10 protein-coding genes are annotated in these 13,945 nt (G+C 71.3%); 3 read left to right on the forward strand and 7 right to left on the reverse strand.

Annotation, left to right across the window (positions count from 1 at the left end; genetic code table 11):
- Positions 1 to 28: 28 nt before the first annotated feature.
- Positions 29 to 2,083, reverse strand: a complete 2,055-nt coding sequence (locus tag ACQPZA_RS01030) for an NAD(+) synthase (RefSeq protein WP_433277555.1) — start codon at positions 2,081 to 2,083, stop codon at positions 29 to 31.
- A 145-nt stretch (positions 2,084 to 2,228) separates the two neighbouring features.
- Here ACQPZA_RS01030 and ACQPZA_RS01035 point away from each other — a divergent pair, with 145 nt between their 5' ends.
- Positions 2,229 to 2,450 carry a hypothetical protein gene (locus tag ACQPZA_RS01035; protein WP_433277557.1) on the forward strand — a complete coding sequence of 74 codons (222 nt, stop codon included), beginning with the start codon at positions 2,229 to 2,231 and terminating at the stop codon, positions 2,448 to 2,450.
- A 39-nt stretch (positions 2,451 to 2,489) separates the two neighbouring features.
- Here the strand turns inward: ACQPZA_RS01035 and ACQPZA_RS01040 are convergent, their stop codons facing one another.
- The 3 genes from ACQPZA_RS01040 to ectB all read right to left on the reverse strand — a co-directional run bounded on the left by ACQPZA_RS01040 (position 2,490) and on the right by ectB (position 8,476).
- Positions 2,490 to 2,720, reverse strand: coding sequence for a hypothetical protein (locus ACQPZA_RS01040; protein WP_169394599.1), 231 nt, complete (start codon positions 2,718 to 2,720; stop codon positions 2,490 to 2,492).
- A gap of 165 nt (positions 2,721 to 2,885) precedes the next feature.
- A complete protein-coding gene (locus ACQPZA_RS01045) occupies positions 2,886 to 7,223 on the reverse strand; it encodes a Pls/PosA family non-ribosomal peptide synthetase (protein WP_433277559.1) in 4,338 nt (1,445 codons plus the stop codon).
- A complete protein-coding gene (ectB, locus tag ACQPZA_RS01050; RefSeq protein WP_433277561.1) occupies positions 7,220 to 8,476 on the reverse strand; it encodes a diaminobutyrate--2-oxoglutarate transaminase in 1,257 nt (418 codons plus the stop codon). Before ectB ends, ACQPZA_RS01045 begins: the two co-directional genes overlap by 4 nt.
- Before the next feature lie 458 nt (positions 8,477 to 8,934).
- Between ectB and ACQPZA_RS01055 the strand changes: the two genes are divergently transcribed.
- Positions 8,935 to 9,696, forward strand: coding sequence for an SDR family oxidoreductase (locus ACQPZA_RS01055; RefSeq protein WP_169394602.1), 762 nt, complete (start codon positions 8,935 to 8,937; stop codon positions 9,694 to 9,696).
- 22 nt (positions 9,697 to 9,718) lie between these two features.
- Here the strand turns inward: ACQPZA_RS01055 and ACQPZA_RS01060 are convergent, their stop codons facing one another.
- Together ACQPZA_RS01060 and ACQPZA_RS01065 are read right to left on the reverse strand one after the other, a co-directional pair.
- Entirely contained in the window at positions 9,719 to 10,492 is a 774-nt protein-coding gene (locus ACQPZA_RS01060) for an SDR family oxidoreductase (protein ID WP_433277563.1), read from the reverse strand.
- A gap of 27 nt (positions 10,493 to 10,519) precedes the next feature.
- Positions 10,520 to 12,157, reverse strand: coding sequence for a thiamine pyrophosphate-binding protein (locus ACQPZA_RS01065; RefSeq protein WP_433277565.1), 1,638 nt, complete (start codon positions 12,155 to 12,157; stop codon positions 10,520 to 10,522).
- 151 nt (positions 12,158 to 12,308) lie between these two features.
- Between ACQPZA_RS01065 and ACQPZA_RS01070 the strand changes: the two genes are divergently transcribed.
- Positions 12,309 to 12,995 carry a FadR/GntR family transcriptional regulator gene (locus tag ACQPZA_RS01070; RefSeq protein ID WP_169394605.1) on the forward strand — a complete coding sequence of 229 codons (687 nt, stop codon included), beginning with the start codon at positions 12,309 to 12,311 and terminating at the stop codon, positions 12,993 to 12,995.
- Between the two features lie 76 nt (positions 12,996 to 13,071).
- On the opposite strand, the gene ACQPZA_RS01075 is transcribed toward ACQPZA_RS01070, so the two are convergent.
- Positions 13,072 to 13,941: an amidohydrolase family protein gene (locus tag ACQPZA_RS01075; RefSeq protein ID WP_433277567.1), complete on the reverse strand. Its 870-nt coding sequence runs from the start codon at positions 13,939 to 13,941 to the stop codon at positions 13,072 to 13,074.
- Positions 13,942 to 13,945: the final 4 nt, after the last annotated feature.

Here is a 13,945-nt window from a genome sequence, read left to right on the forward strand (position 1 = left end):
TCGGCCTCGACGCCGCCCCACGGCAGCGTCATTCCTCCGGGACCTCGCGCCGGATCTCCTCCAGCCAGATCCGGGCCGACATGTCCGACGGTGCCCGCCAGTCCCCGCGGGGCGACAGCGATCCACCTGCGGAGACCTTCGGGCCGTTGGGCAGCGCGGACCGCTTGAACTGGCTGAAGCTGTAGAACCGCTGGGCGAAGACCTCGAGCCAGTGCCGGATCTCGGCGAGCGTGTAGACGGGCCGCTTGTCCGCGGGGAACCCGGGCGGCCAGTTCCCGGCCTCCGGGTCCCGCCAGGCGTGCCAGGCCAGGAACGCGATCTTCGACGGGCGGAACCCGTAGCGCAGGACGTGGAAGAGCGAGAAGTCCTGCAGGGAGTAGGGCCCGACCTTCGCCTCGCTGCTCTGCACCTCCTCGTCCTCACCGGTCGGCACCAGCTCCGGGGTGATCTCGGTGTCGAGTACGGATTCGAGCACCTCGCCGACCTCGGCCTCGAACTGCTTGGACGAGACGACCCACCGGATCAGGTGCTGGATCAGGGTCTTCGGCACGCCGCCGTTGACGTTGTAGTGCGACATCTGGTCACCGACGCCGTATGTCGACCAGCCGAGTGCCAGCTCGGACAGGTCGCCGGTGCCGAGCACGATGCCGCCGCGCTGGTTGGCGGCCCGGAACAGGTAGTCGGTGCGCAGCCCGGCCTGCACGTTCTCGAACGTGACGTCGTAGTCCGGTTCGCCACGCGAGAAGGGGTGGCCGAGGTTGGTCAGCATCAGCCGCGCCGTCTCGGTGATGTCGAGCTCCTCGAAGGTGATCCCGAGCGCGCGGGCCAGCCGGATCGCGTTGCCCTTCGTGCGATCGCCCGTGGCGAAGCCCGGGAGCGTGAACCCGAGGATGTCACCGCGGGGACGGCCCAGCCGGTCCATGGCCCTCGCCGCGACGATCAGCGCGTGGGTGGAGTCCAGTCCGCCGGAGACGCCGATGACGACCTTGGGCTGCCCGATGGCGCGCAGGCGCTGTTCGAGCCCGGACACCTGGATGTTGTACGCCTCGTAGCAGTCCTGTTCGAGGCGCGACTCGTCCGCCGGGACGAAGGGGAACCGCTCGAGCTCGCGGCGCAGCCCGATGTCGTCGCCGGGCGGGTCGAGACGGAAGTCGATCCGGCGGAACGAGTCGGCCCGGGCGCCGTGGTGCCTGCGGTTGTCGTCGAACGTGCCCATGCGCAGGCGCTCGGCGCGCAGCAGGTCGAGGTCCACGTCGGCGACCGAACGCCGTGGACCCTCAGGGAAGCGCTCCGACTCGGCCAGCAGCACCCCGTTCTCGTAGACCATGGTCTGGCCGTCCCAGGCGAGGTCGGTGGTCGACTCACCCTCGCCCGCGGCCGCGTAGACGTAGGCGGCGAGGCATCGCGACGAGGCGGAACGGCACATCAGGTGCCGGTCCTCGGCGCGGCCCACCGTGATGGGGCTGCCCGACAGGTTCGTCAGCACCGTGGCACCGGCCAGCGCGGCCTCGGCGCTCGGCGGCACCGGCACCCACATGTCCTCGCAGATCTCGACGTGCAGGACGAACCCGGGCACGTCCGAGGCGGCGAACAGCAGGTCGGGACCGAAGGGCACGTCGACACCGGCGTCCGGGCCCCCGATGCGGATCGTCGAGCTGATGTCGTCGCCCGGAGCCAGCTGGCGGCGCTCGTAGAACTCCCGGTAGGTCGGCAGGTACGACTTCGGTGCCACCCCGAGCACGCGCCCGCGGTGGATGACCACGGCGGTGTTGTAGACGCGGTGCCGATAGCGCAGGGGGGCGCCCACGACGAGCACCGGCAGCAGGTCGGCCGAACCGGCGACGATGTCGAGCAGCGCCTGCTCGACCGCGTCGAGCAGCGACTCCTGCAGGAGGATGTCCTCGATCGAGTAGCCCGACAGCGTCAGCTCGGGGAAGACGGCCAACCCGACACCGTCGTCGTGGCACTCGTTGGCGACGTGCAGCACCGACTCGGCGTTGGCGGCCGGATCGGCGATCGAGGTCGTGAGCGTGCAGGCGGCGACGCGGAGAAAGCCGTGGCGGTACGCGGAGTGGAAGTCCATGCGGGCGGAGACGACCTTCCTCGTGAGGGGACACCGGAGATCCTGGTTCCAGTCTGCCCGCACCGCCGGATCTGGGAGACATGCGTGCTGCGCGCGGGGCTCCGTCCGGTTTGGAGCGGGGCGTCCGCCGGGTACCGAAGAGCACTTGACCTTGGAGAGCGGGGAGCAGCATGCGGATCGGTGGCGTGATCGTCGTCATCTGGCTGGTGATCGGTGTGACGCGAGCTACCAGCGCGGCTACTTCACGCAGTCGGAGGTGAACTGTGCCGCATTCGGAACCGTGCTGGTGACCATCGTCGTCGGGCCGCTCAACTACCTCGGGGTCAACCCGCGGATCGAGTGCGAGGTGCCGCAGCCGTCGCAGTGAGGGGTCCGGCGGCGGCGTCCCGCCGCCGGACCGGGACGGTCAACGCGACAGCCGCTGCGCCAGCATCTGCTTGCCCTGGTCGGCGCCCTTGCGGCTCTCCGCCTGCGCTCGCCGGAAGAACTCGGCCAGGTCGTCGTCGCCGTCGCGTTCGGCGTCCTGGGCGTAGGTCTCCAGACGGAGGGCGTTGTTCAGGCAGGCCTCGGTGAACCAGATCAGGTTGTAGTCCTTGTCCTTGGTCCCGGTGACCTGCCCGGTCTCGGTTGTCGACACGACGTGCTCCCTTCTCGCGCTTGCAGGATGCAACTCGTGCGTACCCGGAGTGTCGTGCATCACACGTCTGACTAGGGTCGGAAATTGCCCCGGGGCCGTCCCGCTGCCGTGCCGCCGAGATGACGGTGGTGCCACACCCCGGCCGGGATGTGGCACCACCGTTCGTCACGACGACCTGCGCCGCCACCTGTGCCCGCGGGTGGGGTCGTAGGTCTCCTGGTGGGACCCCCCGGAACCGGAACTGCTGCGGGGCGTCGAGCACGAGTTGGCCGGGTGGGCGCCCCGCCGCTTGGCGTGCCGTCCGTGACGGGTCTGCCAGGCGGCCTGCCGAGCGGCCTGCCGCGCCTCGCGGGCGTTGCGCCGGGCCAGCTCGCGGATCTGCCGGCGCGTCGGTGGCACCGCCGGATCGCCGGCCTCGGAGATCTCGCGGGCGGGGTTGCCCTGCCAGCGGGTGTCCGCGCCGGGCTGCTCGCCCTTCATCAGGAAGGCGTCGGCCTCGACCACGACCCGCTCGCCCATGACCACGCCGTAGTGCACGTAGCTGTTGGCGCCGATCGTGCTGCCGCTGCCGATCACGACGTAGTCCGACTTGAAGCCGCCGTCCTCCAGCGAGTGGCACTGGATCGTGGACTGGGCCCCGAGGGTGCAGTAGTCCCCGATCGTCACCATCGTCTTCTCCGGCATGGCCGCGCCGTCGTCGAAGAGCTTCTTCCCGACGCGCACGCCGAGCAGCCGCCACACGATCGACTTGAACGGTGTGCCGTTGTAGATCTGGAGGTAGCCGGTCCCGCTCAGCTTCCAGAGGCGCTCGTGCCGCCAGAAGTACGGCTCATAGATGGAGCAGAACTGCGGCCGGAGCCTGCGGAACCCGAAGCTGATGCGCTCTTCCAGGATCGAGTACAGCGTGGTGAACAGGAGCGCGGCGATGATCCCCAGCGCGTACGAGCTGACCCCGATGTCGCTGTAGAAGTAGCTCGAGAGCAGCCCGATGACGACGACGCCGAACCACTGCACCCACCGCATCAGCAGGAACAGCACGATCGTGACGGCGTTGGAGCGGTTCTTCCTGGCCAGCCTCGCCGGGAACTCCCCGTCGGTGCGGAACCGTTCGAGCTCGATGTCACGCTGGACGGAGCGGGGGATCTCGAAGGAGGGAGACCCGAGAAGGCCCACCCCTTCCCGCACCGGGCCGTCCATCGGGATCATCGCCTTCGTGGCGAGCAGCACGTTGTCCCCGGTCCGGCCACCGGCCGGGTAGGTCACCGCGTTGCCCACGAAGCTGTTGTCGCCCAGCGACACCCGCGAGACCTTGAACGACGAGCTGGAGTAGTCGGCGTTCGCCATCGACAGGCCGTCCGACACGAGCGTCCCGGTGCCCACGTGCGACAGGAACGGCGACTCGTGCTTCACCATCAGCCCGAAGTTCGACCCGGTCTGCTGCACGGTCGACAGGTCGTACCCGATCATCTGCAGGTAGCGGATGATGAACGAGCTGTCGCCCAGCAGGTTGGTGAAGAACCCGATGTTGGTCATCCGGCGCAGCGCCCGGTGGGCCGTGTAGCGCAGCCCGTAGAGCTTGAGGGTGGTGTCCGCCGGCACGAGCCGGTTCAGCAGGCGCGGCAGAGTGGTGGCCACCAGCAGCCCGAGAAGCATCACGCCGAACAGCAGTGCGCCCGACACGAGGAAGTAGTCGAGGTAGAACCGGGGCTCCACGAACACGCTGCGGTCGGTGCCGTCCACGATGCCCTGGATCGCCGATGCGGAGTTCACCGTGGGGAAGATGCTGGGCAGCGCGACCAGCAGCACGCCGGTGGCGAGCGGGCCCCAGACCAGCAGCATCCCGAGCAGCTGGGACGTGCCGTAGGCGAAGCGCCGGGCCCGGGTGCTGCCCAGCGGCTCCACGCGCCGGTAGTCGGCGGTCGTCTCCTGCGCGGGCGACCCGTGGTAGCTCGTGCCCGCAGGCACGTGCTGACCCGTGTGCAGCGACGACGTGTGGCCGAGCTGCGCCCCCTCCCCGACGGAGGTGCCGATGTCGAGCACGGTGGCCTCACCGATGAGGGCGCCCGCCCCGATGTCGACGCGGCCCGTCCGGATCCACCCGGACTCGGCGCGGTACCCACTGAAGAACGAGTCCTTGCGCACGACGGCGCCGGCCCCGATGGAGATCAGGTCACCACAGACCGGCAGCGAGGTGGAGAGGACGACTGCACCCCTGCCGACCTTCACCCCGAGCATCCGGAGGTAGACCAGGTAAAGGGGAGAGCCGACGAACGCCAGCGCCGGGCTGACGCGCAGCAGCTGGCGCACCGTCCAGAACCGCAGGTAGGCGAACCCCCAGATCGGGATCACGCGCGGCTTCCAGCGACCGATCAACACCCACTTCGCCACGACCGGGAGCAGGCTGAGAACGAGGAAGGCGCCCCCGCCCACGGCCACCGAACGGAGGTAGACGTCGGCCAGGCCGGTCGCCTCGGACACCCACTGGTACCCGGTGACGCCGACGAGCGCGACGACGTAGGCGAAGCCCACGTAGACCGCGGCCTGCGCGAACCCGGTGAACAGGTACTGCGCCGTGCTCGCCCGGCGGACGGTGCGCGGCTCCACCTCGGTGCGGCGCGGGCCGCGGTCCTGCAGCGTCGCGGCGAGCTTCCGCACCGTGGGGTTCAGGTACATGTCCTTCATGCCCACCGACGGCAGTTCCTCGTGCACCCTCAGCTTCGCGCTCAGCTGGGCGATGATCAGCGAGTTCATGCCGAGGTCGTCGAAGAAGTCGCTCTCGACGGACACGCGGTCGAGCGAGAGCATCCCGGCGACGGCGGCGGCCACCAGCTCCTCGACCTCGCCTTCGGCCTCGACCACCTCACCCTGCGCCGCCTGGTAGCGGGGACCCTGCGGCGCGGGGAGGTTCTTGCGGTCGGCCTTGTCGCTCGGGAGCATCGGGATGCGCTCGAGCTGCTCGAAGTACGCGGGCACCATGTACTTGGGGAGCCGGCGGCGGAGCTCGTCGTGCAGGAGGTCGACGTCCACGGGCGGCCCCTGGCGGCGTCGCGTGTAGTAGGCCACGAGCTCCACCACACCCGGGGCGGGCTCGTAGGTGTCCACCACGGCCTGGGCGACACCGGGCAGCTGCAGGAGCAGCGACTCGATCTCGGTCAGCTCGATGCGGTAACCGCGGACCTTGACCTGCGTGTCGATCCGGCCGAGGGTCTCGACCATGCCGTTCTCGGTGATCCGGCCGAGGTCGCCGCTGCGGTAGATGAGTCCTGAGGTGTTGTTGGGGATGCCCAGGACGTCGGGGATGAAGGCCTTCGCGGTGAGGTCGTCGCGGTTCACGTAACCGGCCGAGAGGCCGATGCCGGCGATGCCGATCTCGCCGAGCTCGCCGGGGAGCAGGGGGTGCTGGTCGTTCTCGTCGAGGATCACGATCGAGTACGTGGGGAGGGGAACGCCGATCGTCACCGGCTGGTCGGGGTCCAGCGTCGTCCAGGTGGCGGTGACAGTGGCCTCGGTGGGGCCGTACACGTTGAGGAACCGCCTGCCGGGGCGGTGCCAGCGGGCCACGAGGTCCTGGGGGCACGCCTCCCCGGAGACCAGCAGGAACCGCAGGTCGGGGAGGTCGTCGTCCATCGTCGCGAGCAGGGTGGGCACGCAGCACATGGCGGTGACGCCCTCCTCGCGGAGTAAGTCCGACAGGTCCTCGCCCAGCAGGCTGCCACCCCGCTTGGGTACGAGCGTCGCCCCCACGACGAGCGCGATCCAGATCTCCTCCACGGAGAAGTCGAACGCGATCGTCATGCCCTGGTACATGCGGTCGTCGGGGAGGACGCCGTAGGTCTCGGACGCGACCCGCACGAAGTTGCAGATGCTCGCGTGCTCGATCGCGACGCCCTTGGGGCGACCCGTCGTGCCGGAGGTGTAGATGATGTAGCAGAGGTCCTCCGCCGGCGTGCCCTGCTCGGCTGCGCTGAGCCGGGACCCGTCCTGGGCCTCGACCTCGTCCTGCACCTCGTCCACACACACCACGGCGGCCACCGCCTCCCCCACCTGCGCGCGCAGGTGGGAGAGGGTCAGCACGACGCTGACGCGGGCATCGCCCACGATGTAGGCGATGCGGTCGGGCGGGAACGCCGCGTCGAGCGGGACGTACGCGGCGTTGATCTTGAGTACCGCGAGCATGGCCACGTAGGACTGCAGCGGCTCGTCGAACACGAGCCCTACCCGTGCGCCTGGCCCGACCCCCCGGCCGAGCAGGAACCGGGCCATCCGGTTGGCCCGTGCGTCCAGCTCCGCGTAGGTGACCTCGAGGTCCCGCCTGCCCACGGCGAGATGCCCGGGGTCCCCGTCCGCCAGTAGCTGGTCGCACCGCTCCTCGAACAGGTGGTGCAGCCGTTCACCGGGCTTCCACCGCACCGACTGGTCGGTGTCGTCGCTGCTGAGTACCAGGTCCGCGAGCCGGCCGAACGCCCCAGCCGGCCGGGTCCCCTGGTCGAATCCGGTGCTCATACCGCGATGGCGTGCAGACCTGAGGCGGCCGACTCCTCGAGGATGTCGAGGCCGCGGTTCAGGAGCTGCTCGGACGTGGTGAGCGGGGCCAGGATCTTGACGACCTCGTCGCGGGGCCCGGCGGACTCCACGATCAGGCCCTGGCGGGCGCTCTGCCGGCAGATCTCGGCGGCGACGTCACCGTCGCGGACGTCGATGCCCTGCATCATCCCGCGGCCCTTGACCCGGGCGCCGGGGACGAGCTTCGCGATCCGCTCCAGCCGCTGTCCGACCAGCGCGCTGCTGCGCTCGATGTCCTCCTGGAAGCTCCGGTCGGCCCAGAACTTCTCCAGGGCCACCTTCGCGGTGACGAACGCGTGCGCGTTGCCGCGGAAGGTCCCGTTGTGCTCGCCGGGCTTCCAGATGTCCCACTCGGGTTTGATCAGGAGCAGCGACATCGGCAGGCCGAAGCCGGAGATGGACTTGGACAGCGTCACGAGGTCCGGGGTCACGCCCGTGCCCTCGAAGCTGAAGAACGAGCCGGTCCGACCGACGCCCGCCTGGATGTCGTCGACGATCAGCAGCGCGCCGTGTGCGTGGGCGGTGGCGGCGATGCGGCGCAGCCACGGCCGGGAGGCGACGTTGAGGCCGCCCTCGCCCTGAACCGTCTCGAGCAGGATCGCCGCTGGGGCGTCGACGCCGCTGGACGGGTCGGACAGCATCCGGTCGAGCATCTCGGCGGTGTCGATCGAGGCCCCGTGGTAGCCGTCGTAGGGCATGCGGGTGACGTCGGGCAGGGAGAGCGTGGTCCCCATGCGGTTGTCCCGGTTCCCGGTGGCGGCCAGCGCGCCCTGGCTGACGCCGTGGAAGCCGTTGGTGAACGAGATGACGTTGCGGCGGCCGGTGACCTTCCTGGCCAGCTTGAGTGCGGCTTCCACCGCGTTCGTCCCGGTGGGGCCGGTGAACTGGATCCGGTAGTCCATGCCGCGGGGCTCCAGGACCAGGCCTTCGAAGGCCTCCAGGAACTCCATCTTCGGCCGGGTGAACAGGTCCAGGCCCTGCGCGATGCCCCCGCCCCGGATGTGGGCGATGAGCGCCTCGGCCATGTCGGGGTCGTTGTGGCCGTAGTTCAGGGAGCCGGCGCCGGCGAGGAAGTCCAGGTACTCCCGACCCTCGGCGTCCCAGACGAGGGTGCCGCGGGCCCCCTCGAACACGATCTCGTACTTGCGGCTGTAGCTCCGGACACGCGACTCCCGCCGCGCGAAAACGTCCATGCCGGTCGAGTTCCGGCGTTCAGTCATCATGTCTGGGCCTACGCGGCAGGCCTCCGGTTTGTTCGAGCTTCAAGTAGTGACCGTACTCACCGCGTTCGCGCAAGGGTTTGATCCACATTTTCGTAAAGCTCGAGTAAACCCTTGAATGCAGATGAAGCCAGCGTGAAGGGTATTAACCGGACACGTTCGGGAGGTCTGCGAGCACTGTCGGAAAAGTGTTCCCGGCTGTGACTTACGACATGTTGAGGGCTGCACCACCCCGGACGCGGGGATCTCATGCCCACCGCGCGCCTGCGCCGAGGGCAGGCTGCCGGGCCCGGCGGCCGCCTGCCGGTCGAGGCGCCCCGGCTACTGTCCGCCCTGGCCAGAGAGGTCACTACTGCGGAAGCCGGCGTGCCACGGTGACGCCGGTCGGGTCCAGGACCCGCCGGAAGCAGGGCTAGCGTTCCGCGGAACCGATGATCAGGGGGGAAGCGGTGGCGAACGGACCAGTCGCGGTGGTGACGGGCGCGGGTTCTGGCCTCGGCCGCGTGGTGGCGCGGGCTCTGCTCGGCGCCGGATATCGCGTGGCATTGGCGGGCCGCCGACGCGAGGCACTCGAAGATACGGCAAACGCCGACCCGGCCGCGGTGGTGTCGCCCACGGATGTTGCGGACGCGGGGTCGGTCGCCCGGTTGTTCGGCACGGTTCTCGATACCTGGGGCCGGGTGGATCTGCTGATCAACAATGCCGGCACGTTCGGCCCGGCCGGCAGCCCCGACGAGATCTCGGTGGAGGATTGGACGGCTACGGTTGCCACCAATCTGACCGGTTCGTTCCTCTGTGCGCGGGAGGCATTCACCGCGATGCGCTCCCAGCAGCCGCAGGGCGGGCGGATCATCAACAACGGCTCGATCTCCGCCCACGCCCCCCGTCCGGGGAGCGCCGCGTACACCGCGACGAAGCACGCCATCACCGGTCTCACGAAGTCCATCTCGCTCGACGGGCGGCCCTACCGCATCGCCTGCGGGCAGATCGACATCGGCAACGCGGCCACCGACATGACGGCCGGGATCGCCACCGGCGCGCGCCAGGCCGACGGCAGCGTGCGGCCGGAGCCGACGTTCGACCCCGCCCACGTCGCCGACGCGGTGCTGCTCATGGCCGGGCTGCCGCTCGATGCGAACGTGCAGTTCATGACCATCGCCGCGACGGCGATGCCGTTCATCGGCCGGGGCTGACCGACCGTGCGGCCTGCTGCGGTCAGTGCGCGCGGATCATGCCGCCGTCGCAGCGGACCTGCTCGCCCGTGACGTAGGAAGCCGCGGTGCCGGCCAGGAAGGTGACGACCGCGGCGAACTCTTCCGGGGTGCCGTAGCGGCCCACGGGGATCGACGCCTCCGCCAGCGCCCGCTGTTCCTCGGGGCTGCTGCCCGAGCGTTCGGCGACAGCACGGTCCAGCACGGCGACCCGGTCGGTGTCGATGCGGCCGGGCAGCACCATGTTGACAGTCACACCGTCCGCGGCGACCTCGCCCGCGAGGGTCTTGAGGTAGCCGGCCAGCGCGCCACGTGCGGCGTTGGAGGCCACGAGCCCGTTGATCGGCTGCTGCACCCCGGTGGACCCCACCGCGACGATCCGGCCGAAGCTCCGCTCCCGCATGCCCGGCAGCACTGCGGCCACGAGCCGCAGGTGCGGCTGTACCAGGAGGTCGACGGCGGTCGCGAACTGCTCGGGGGTGAAGGCGTCGGCGGTGCCGGGCGGCGGACCCCCTCCGTTGAGCACCAGCACGTCCACCGGGCCGAAGCGCTGCTCGGCCTCGGCCACCAGCAGCGCGGCGGCGTCCGGGTCGGTGAGATCGACCTCGACCCCGACGGCCGACGGCAGCTTCGCCGCCTCGGCCCGCACCAGGTCCCCGCGCCGCCCGGCGAGCACGACGTGGGCGCCTTCCGCGGCGAGTGAGCGCGCCACGGCGAGACCGAGCCCGGAGCTCGAGCCCGGCACGATGGCGGTGCGTCCCTGCAGTCCCGTGTCCATGGTCAGGGAGTCAACCACCCCGCCCGATCAGCGCGGGCGGTACCAGCGGGGTGAGGTCGACAGCGGCGGGGTGAGCGCGGCGTGCACCGCGACCAGGTGGGGGCCTGCGGTGTCGAGGCTCTTCGCGAGCGCCGCCTCGAAAGCGTCGCCGAACCCGTCGACGCGCTCGGCAGGCACCCCGAAAGCGGCGGCGAGCGCGGCGAAGTCCGGGGTGGCCAGGTCGACGCCGCGGGTGGGCACCCCGGCTTGCACCTGGTCGAAGCGCAGCATCCCGTAGCCGCCGTCCTCGACGAGCACGACGGTGAGCGGCAGCTGCTCCTGGACCGCGGTGGCCAGCTCTCCACAGGCGAAGAGGAAACCGCCGTCGCCCACCACGGCCACGGCCCGGCCGGGGCCGGCGGCCGCCGCGCCCAGCGCAGCGGGGAAGGCGTAGCCGAGCGTGCCCCAGCCCATCGGGTAGGCCAGCCGGCGCGGCCCCGGCACCCGGTGGAACCCGGCGACCCAGTAGCCGGCGATGCACATGTCGGCGAGCACGGTGGCGTCGGCGGGGACGAGCCGGTCGAGCACGTCCAGCAGCTGGGCGGCCTGGGGTTCCTCCTCCCGCACCAGCGCCGCGACCTCCGCACGCAGGCCGTCGATGCGGGTGGTGACCTCGCCGCCGTCGCGGGGCGCGACCGCCGCGGCCAGCCGTCCCGTCACGTCCTTCGCATCTGCGACGAGCACGTGGTCGGGCCGGTAGTTCTTCGCCGCGTCCCCGGCGTCGACGTTGATCGCGAGCAACGCGGGCGGCGCGGGCATCCGCCAGTTCTGCGTGGTCATGCCGTCGAAGTCGCTGCCGATGGCGACCACCAGGTCGGCCTCGTCCCACAGCGACCCGATGGCGGGCACGTGCGCCGGACCGGGCACCAGGAACGGGTGGTCGGGCGGGAGCACGCCGCGACCGTTGTACGTGGTGAGGACCGGTGCCGCGAGGCGTTCGGCGAGCAGCGCCACCTCCGCGCCTGCGTCCGCCCGCAGGGCTCCGCCGCCCACCCAGAGCAGCGGACGGCGGGCCCGCTCCACGAGCGCCAGCGCGGCCGCGAGGTCGGGTTCCGCCGGTTCCTGCTGACCCTCCGGCGCGCCCGCCCCGGGCTGTCCGGCGGCCGTGAGCAGGTCGGTCGGCACCCCGAGGTAGACCGGTCCCGTCGGCGCCCGCAGAGCCGTGCGTCCGGCCCGCAGCACGTCGCCGTACAGGTCGCTCGCCGCGGTGCTCGTGGTGGCCGTCTTCGTCACCGGCGCGAACATGGCGGCCTGGTCCCGGGTCTCGTGCAGCACCCCCCGGTACACGCCGGGACGCCGCAGTGTCGACGGGATGTCGGTGGCGAGCACGAGCACCGGCGCGCCGGACGCCATGGCCTCCCCGGTGGCACCGAGGGTGTTGGCCGCGCCGGGGCCGGTGGTCACCACCGCGACCCCGAGCCTGCCGGTGGCCCGCGCGTAGCCGTCCGCCGCATACGCGGCGGCCTGCTCGTGGCGTACCCCGATCAGCCGGATACCGGCCGCGGCCGCGGCTTCCCACACCGGCAGGTTGTGCACGCCGGGCAGCCCGAAGGCGAGGTCGACCCCGAGCTCACGCAGCGCCGAGACCAGCGCCACCGCTCCGCTGTCGGATCCGATCTCAGCCATCGGCCACCTCCTGTGACGTCCAGAGGATCGACCATAGGGAGGAGGGGCGCCGAGCGGAACGGGCCGCGCCGCGATGTCGGGAACGGCGCGGGGACGAGGTATGCGGCTGCGGCGAAGTAGGCTCCAGACATCCGATGTCCTGGGAGGTCGAGTGCCGGTCACGGACGAAGCGATCGAGAAGATCAAGGCGATGATCGTCTCCGGCGAGCTGGGCCCGGGGGCGCGGCTGCCTCGCGAGGCCGATCTCGCCGAGCGGCTGGGGCTGTCGCGCAACTCCCTGCGTGAGGCCGTCAAGGCGCTCTCACTGATCCGGGTGCTGGACGTCCGGCAGGGCGACGGCACCTACGTCACCAGCCTCGACCCGCACCTGCTGCTCGACGCGATGACGTTCGTCGTCGACTTCCACCGCGACGACACCGTGCTGGAGTTCTTCGAGGTGCGGCGGATCCTGGAACCGGCGGCCACCGCGATGGCCGCCCTCACCATGACCGACGAGGAGATCGACGGCCTGCGCGGCGTGCTCGCCGAGCTCGACCCGGAACCCGACGTCGAGGCACTCGTGGCCAACGACCTGGAGTTCCACCGCCGTGTCGCGGTGGGCAGCGGGAACACCGTGCTGTGCTCGCTGATCGAGGGCCTGTCGGGCCCGACCACCCGCGCCCGGATCTGGCGGGGGCTCACCCAGGAGGGTGCTGTCGCGCGCACGATCGAGCAGCACACGGCCATCTGCGACGCGATCGCGGCCCGCCAGCCGGACGTCGCGCGGTCCTGGGCCACCGTCCATGTCGCGGGCGTCGAGGAGTGGCTGCGCAGCGCGCTGGGCACCGCAGGCGACTGACCGGAACCGCGCGCTCGGCACGGTCCTCGCAGACCCCGTGGGCTCTGCGAGGACCACACCCGGCGCGCGGAGCGGGCTACAGGCCGTAGACCCGCCGTGCCGTTGCGCCCAGGACGGCCGCGCGCTCGGCCGGGAGTAGGTCGGCGAGCATGCCCTCGGTCGTCGTCCGGACGGCGGGGTAGCCGCCGGCGAGCTCGCACACCGGCCAGTCGGAGCCGAACATCACCCGGTCCGCCCCGAAACATCGGAGCACCAGGTCGGCGTACGGCCGCAGGGTGGCGACGTCCCGGCCGCCGGGTGCCGCCTCGGTGAGGAGCCCGGAGAGCTTGCACGAGACGTTCGGCAACGCCGCGAGCTCGGCGACGAACGACGCCCACGGCTCCCACTCCGCGTCCGAGATCCCGGGCTTGCCCGCGTGGTCGAGCACGAACGCGACGTCGGGCGCAGCGCGGGCCGCGATGAGCGCCGCGGCGCGCTGCGGGGCCCGCACGAGGAGGTCGACGACCAGGCCGTGCCGCCCGGCCGTGGCGATCCCGCGAGCCACGTCGGGACGGGCCAGCCAGCCGGGGTCGGGCTCGTCCTGAGCGAGGTGCCGCACCCCGACCAGCCGGTCCCCGCCGGGACGGGAGCGCAGCCGCTCCAGCTCGTCCCCGACGCCGGGCCCGGTCAGATCCGCCCAGCCGACGACACCGGCGACGAGATCCGACCCGGCGGCCACGGCGAGCAGCCGCTCGCTCTCCGCCGTGGACGCCAGCGCCTGCACCAGGACGGTCGCCCCCACCCCGGGCGGGAGCACGGCACGCAGGTCCGCGACGTCGTAGCGGCGCCGGATGGCGGCGTGCTCCCGAGCGAGGAGCCAGCCGTGCCCCCCATCAGCGGGATCCCACAGATGATGATGAGCATCAACCCCGCCGGTGCCCCCGTGCTCCAGGTTCAGGAAAGCCACTTTG

It is taken from the genome of Pseudonocardia xinjiangensis (assembly GCF_050948425.1).
Lineage (GTDB): Bacteria > Actinomycetota > Actinomycetes > Mycobacteriales > Pseudonocardiaceae > Pseudonocardia > Pseudonocardia xinjiangensis.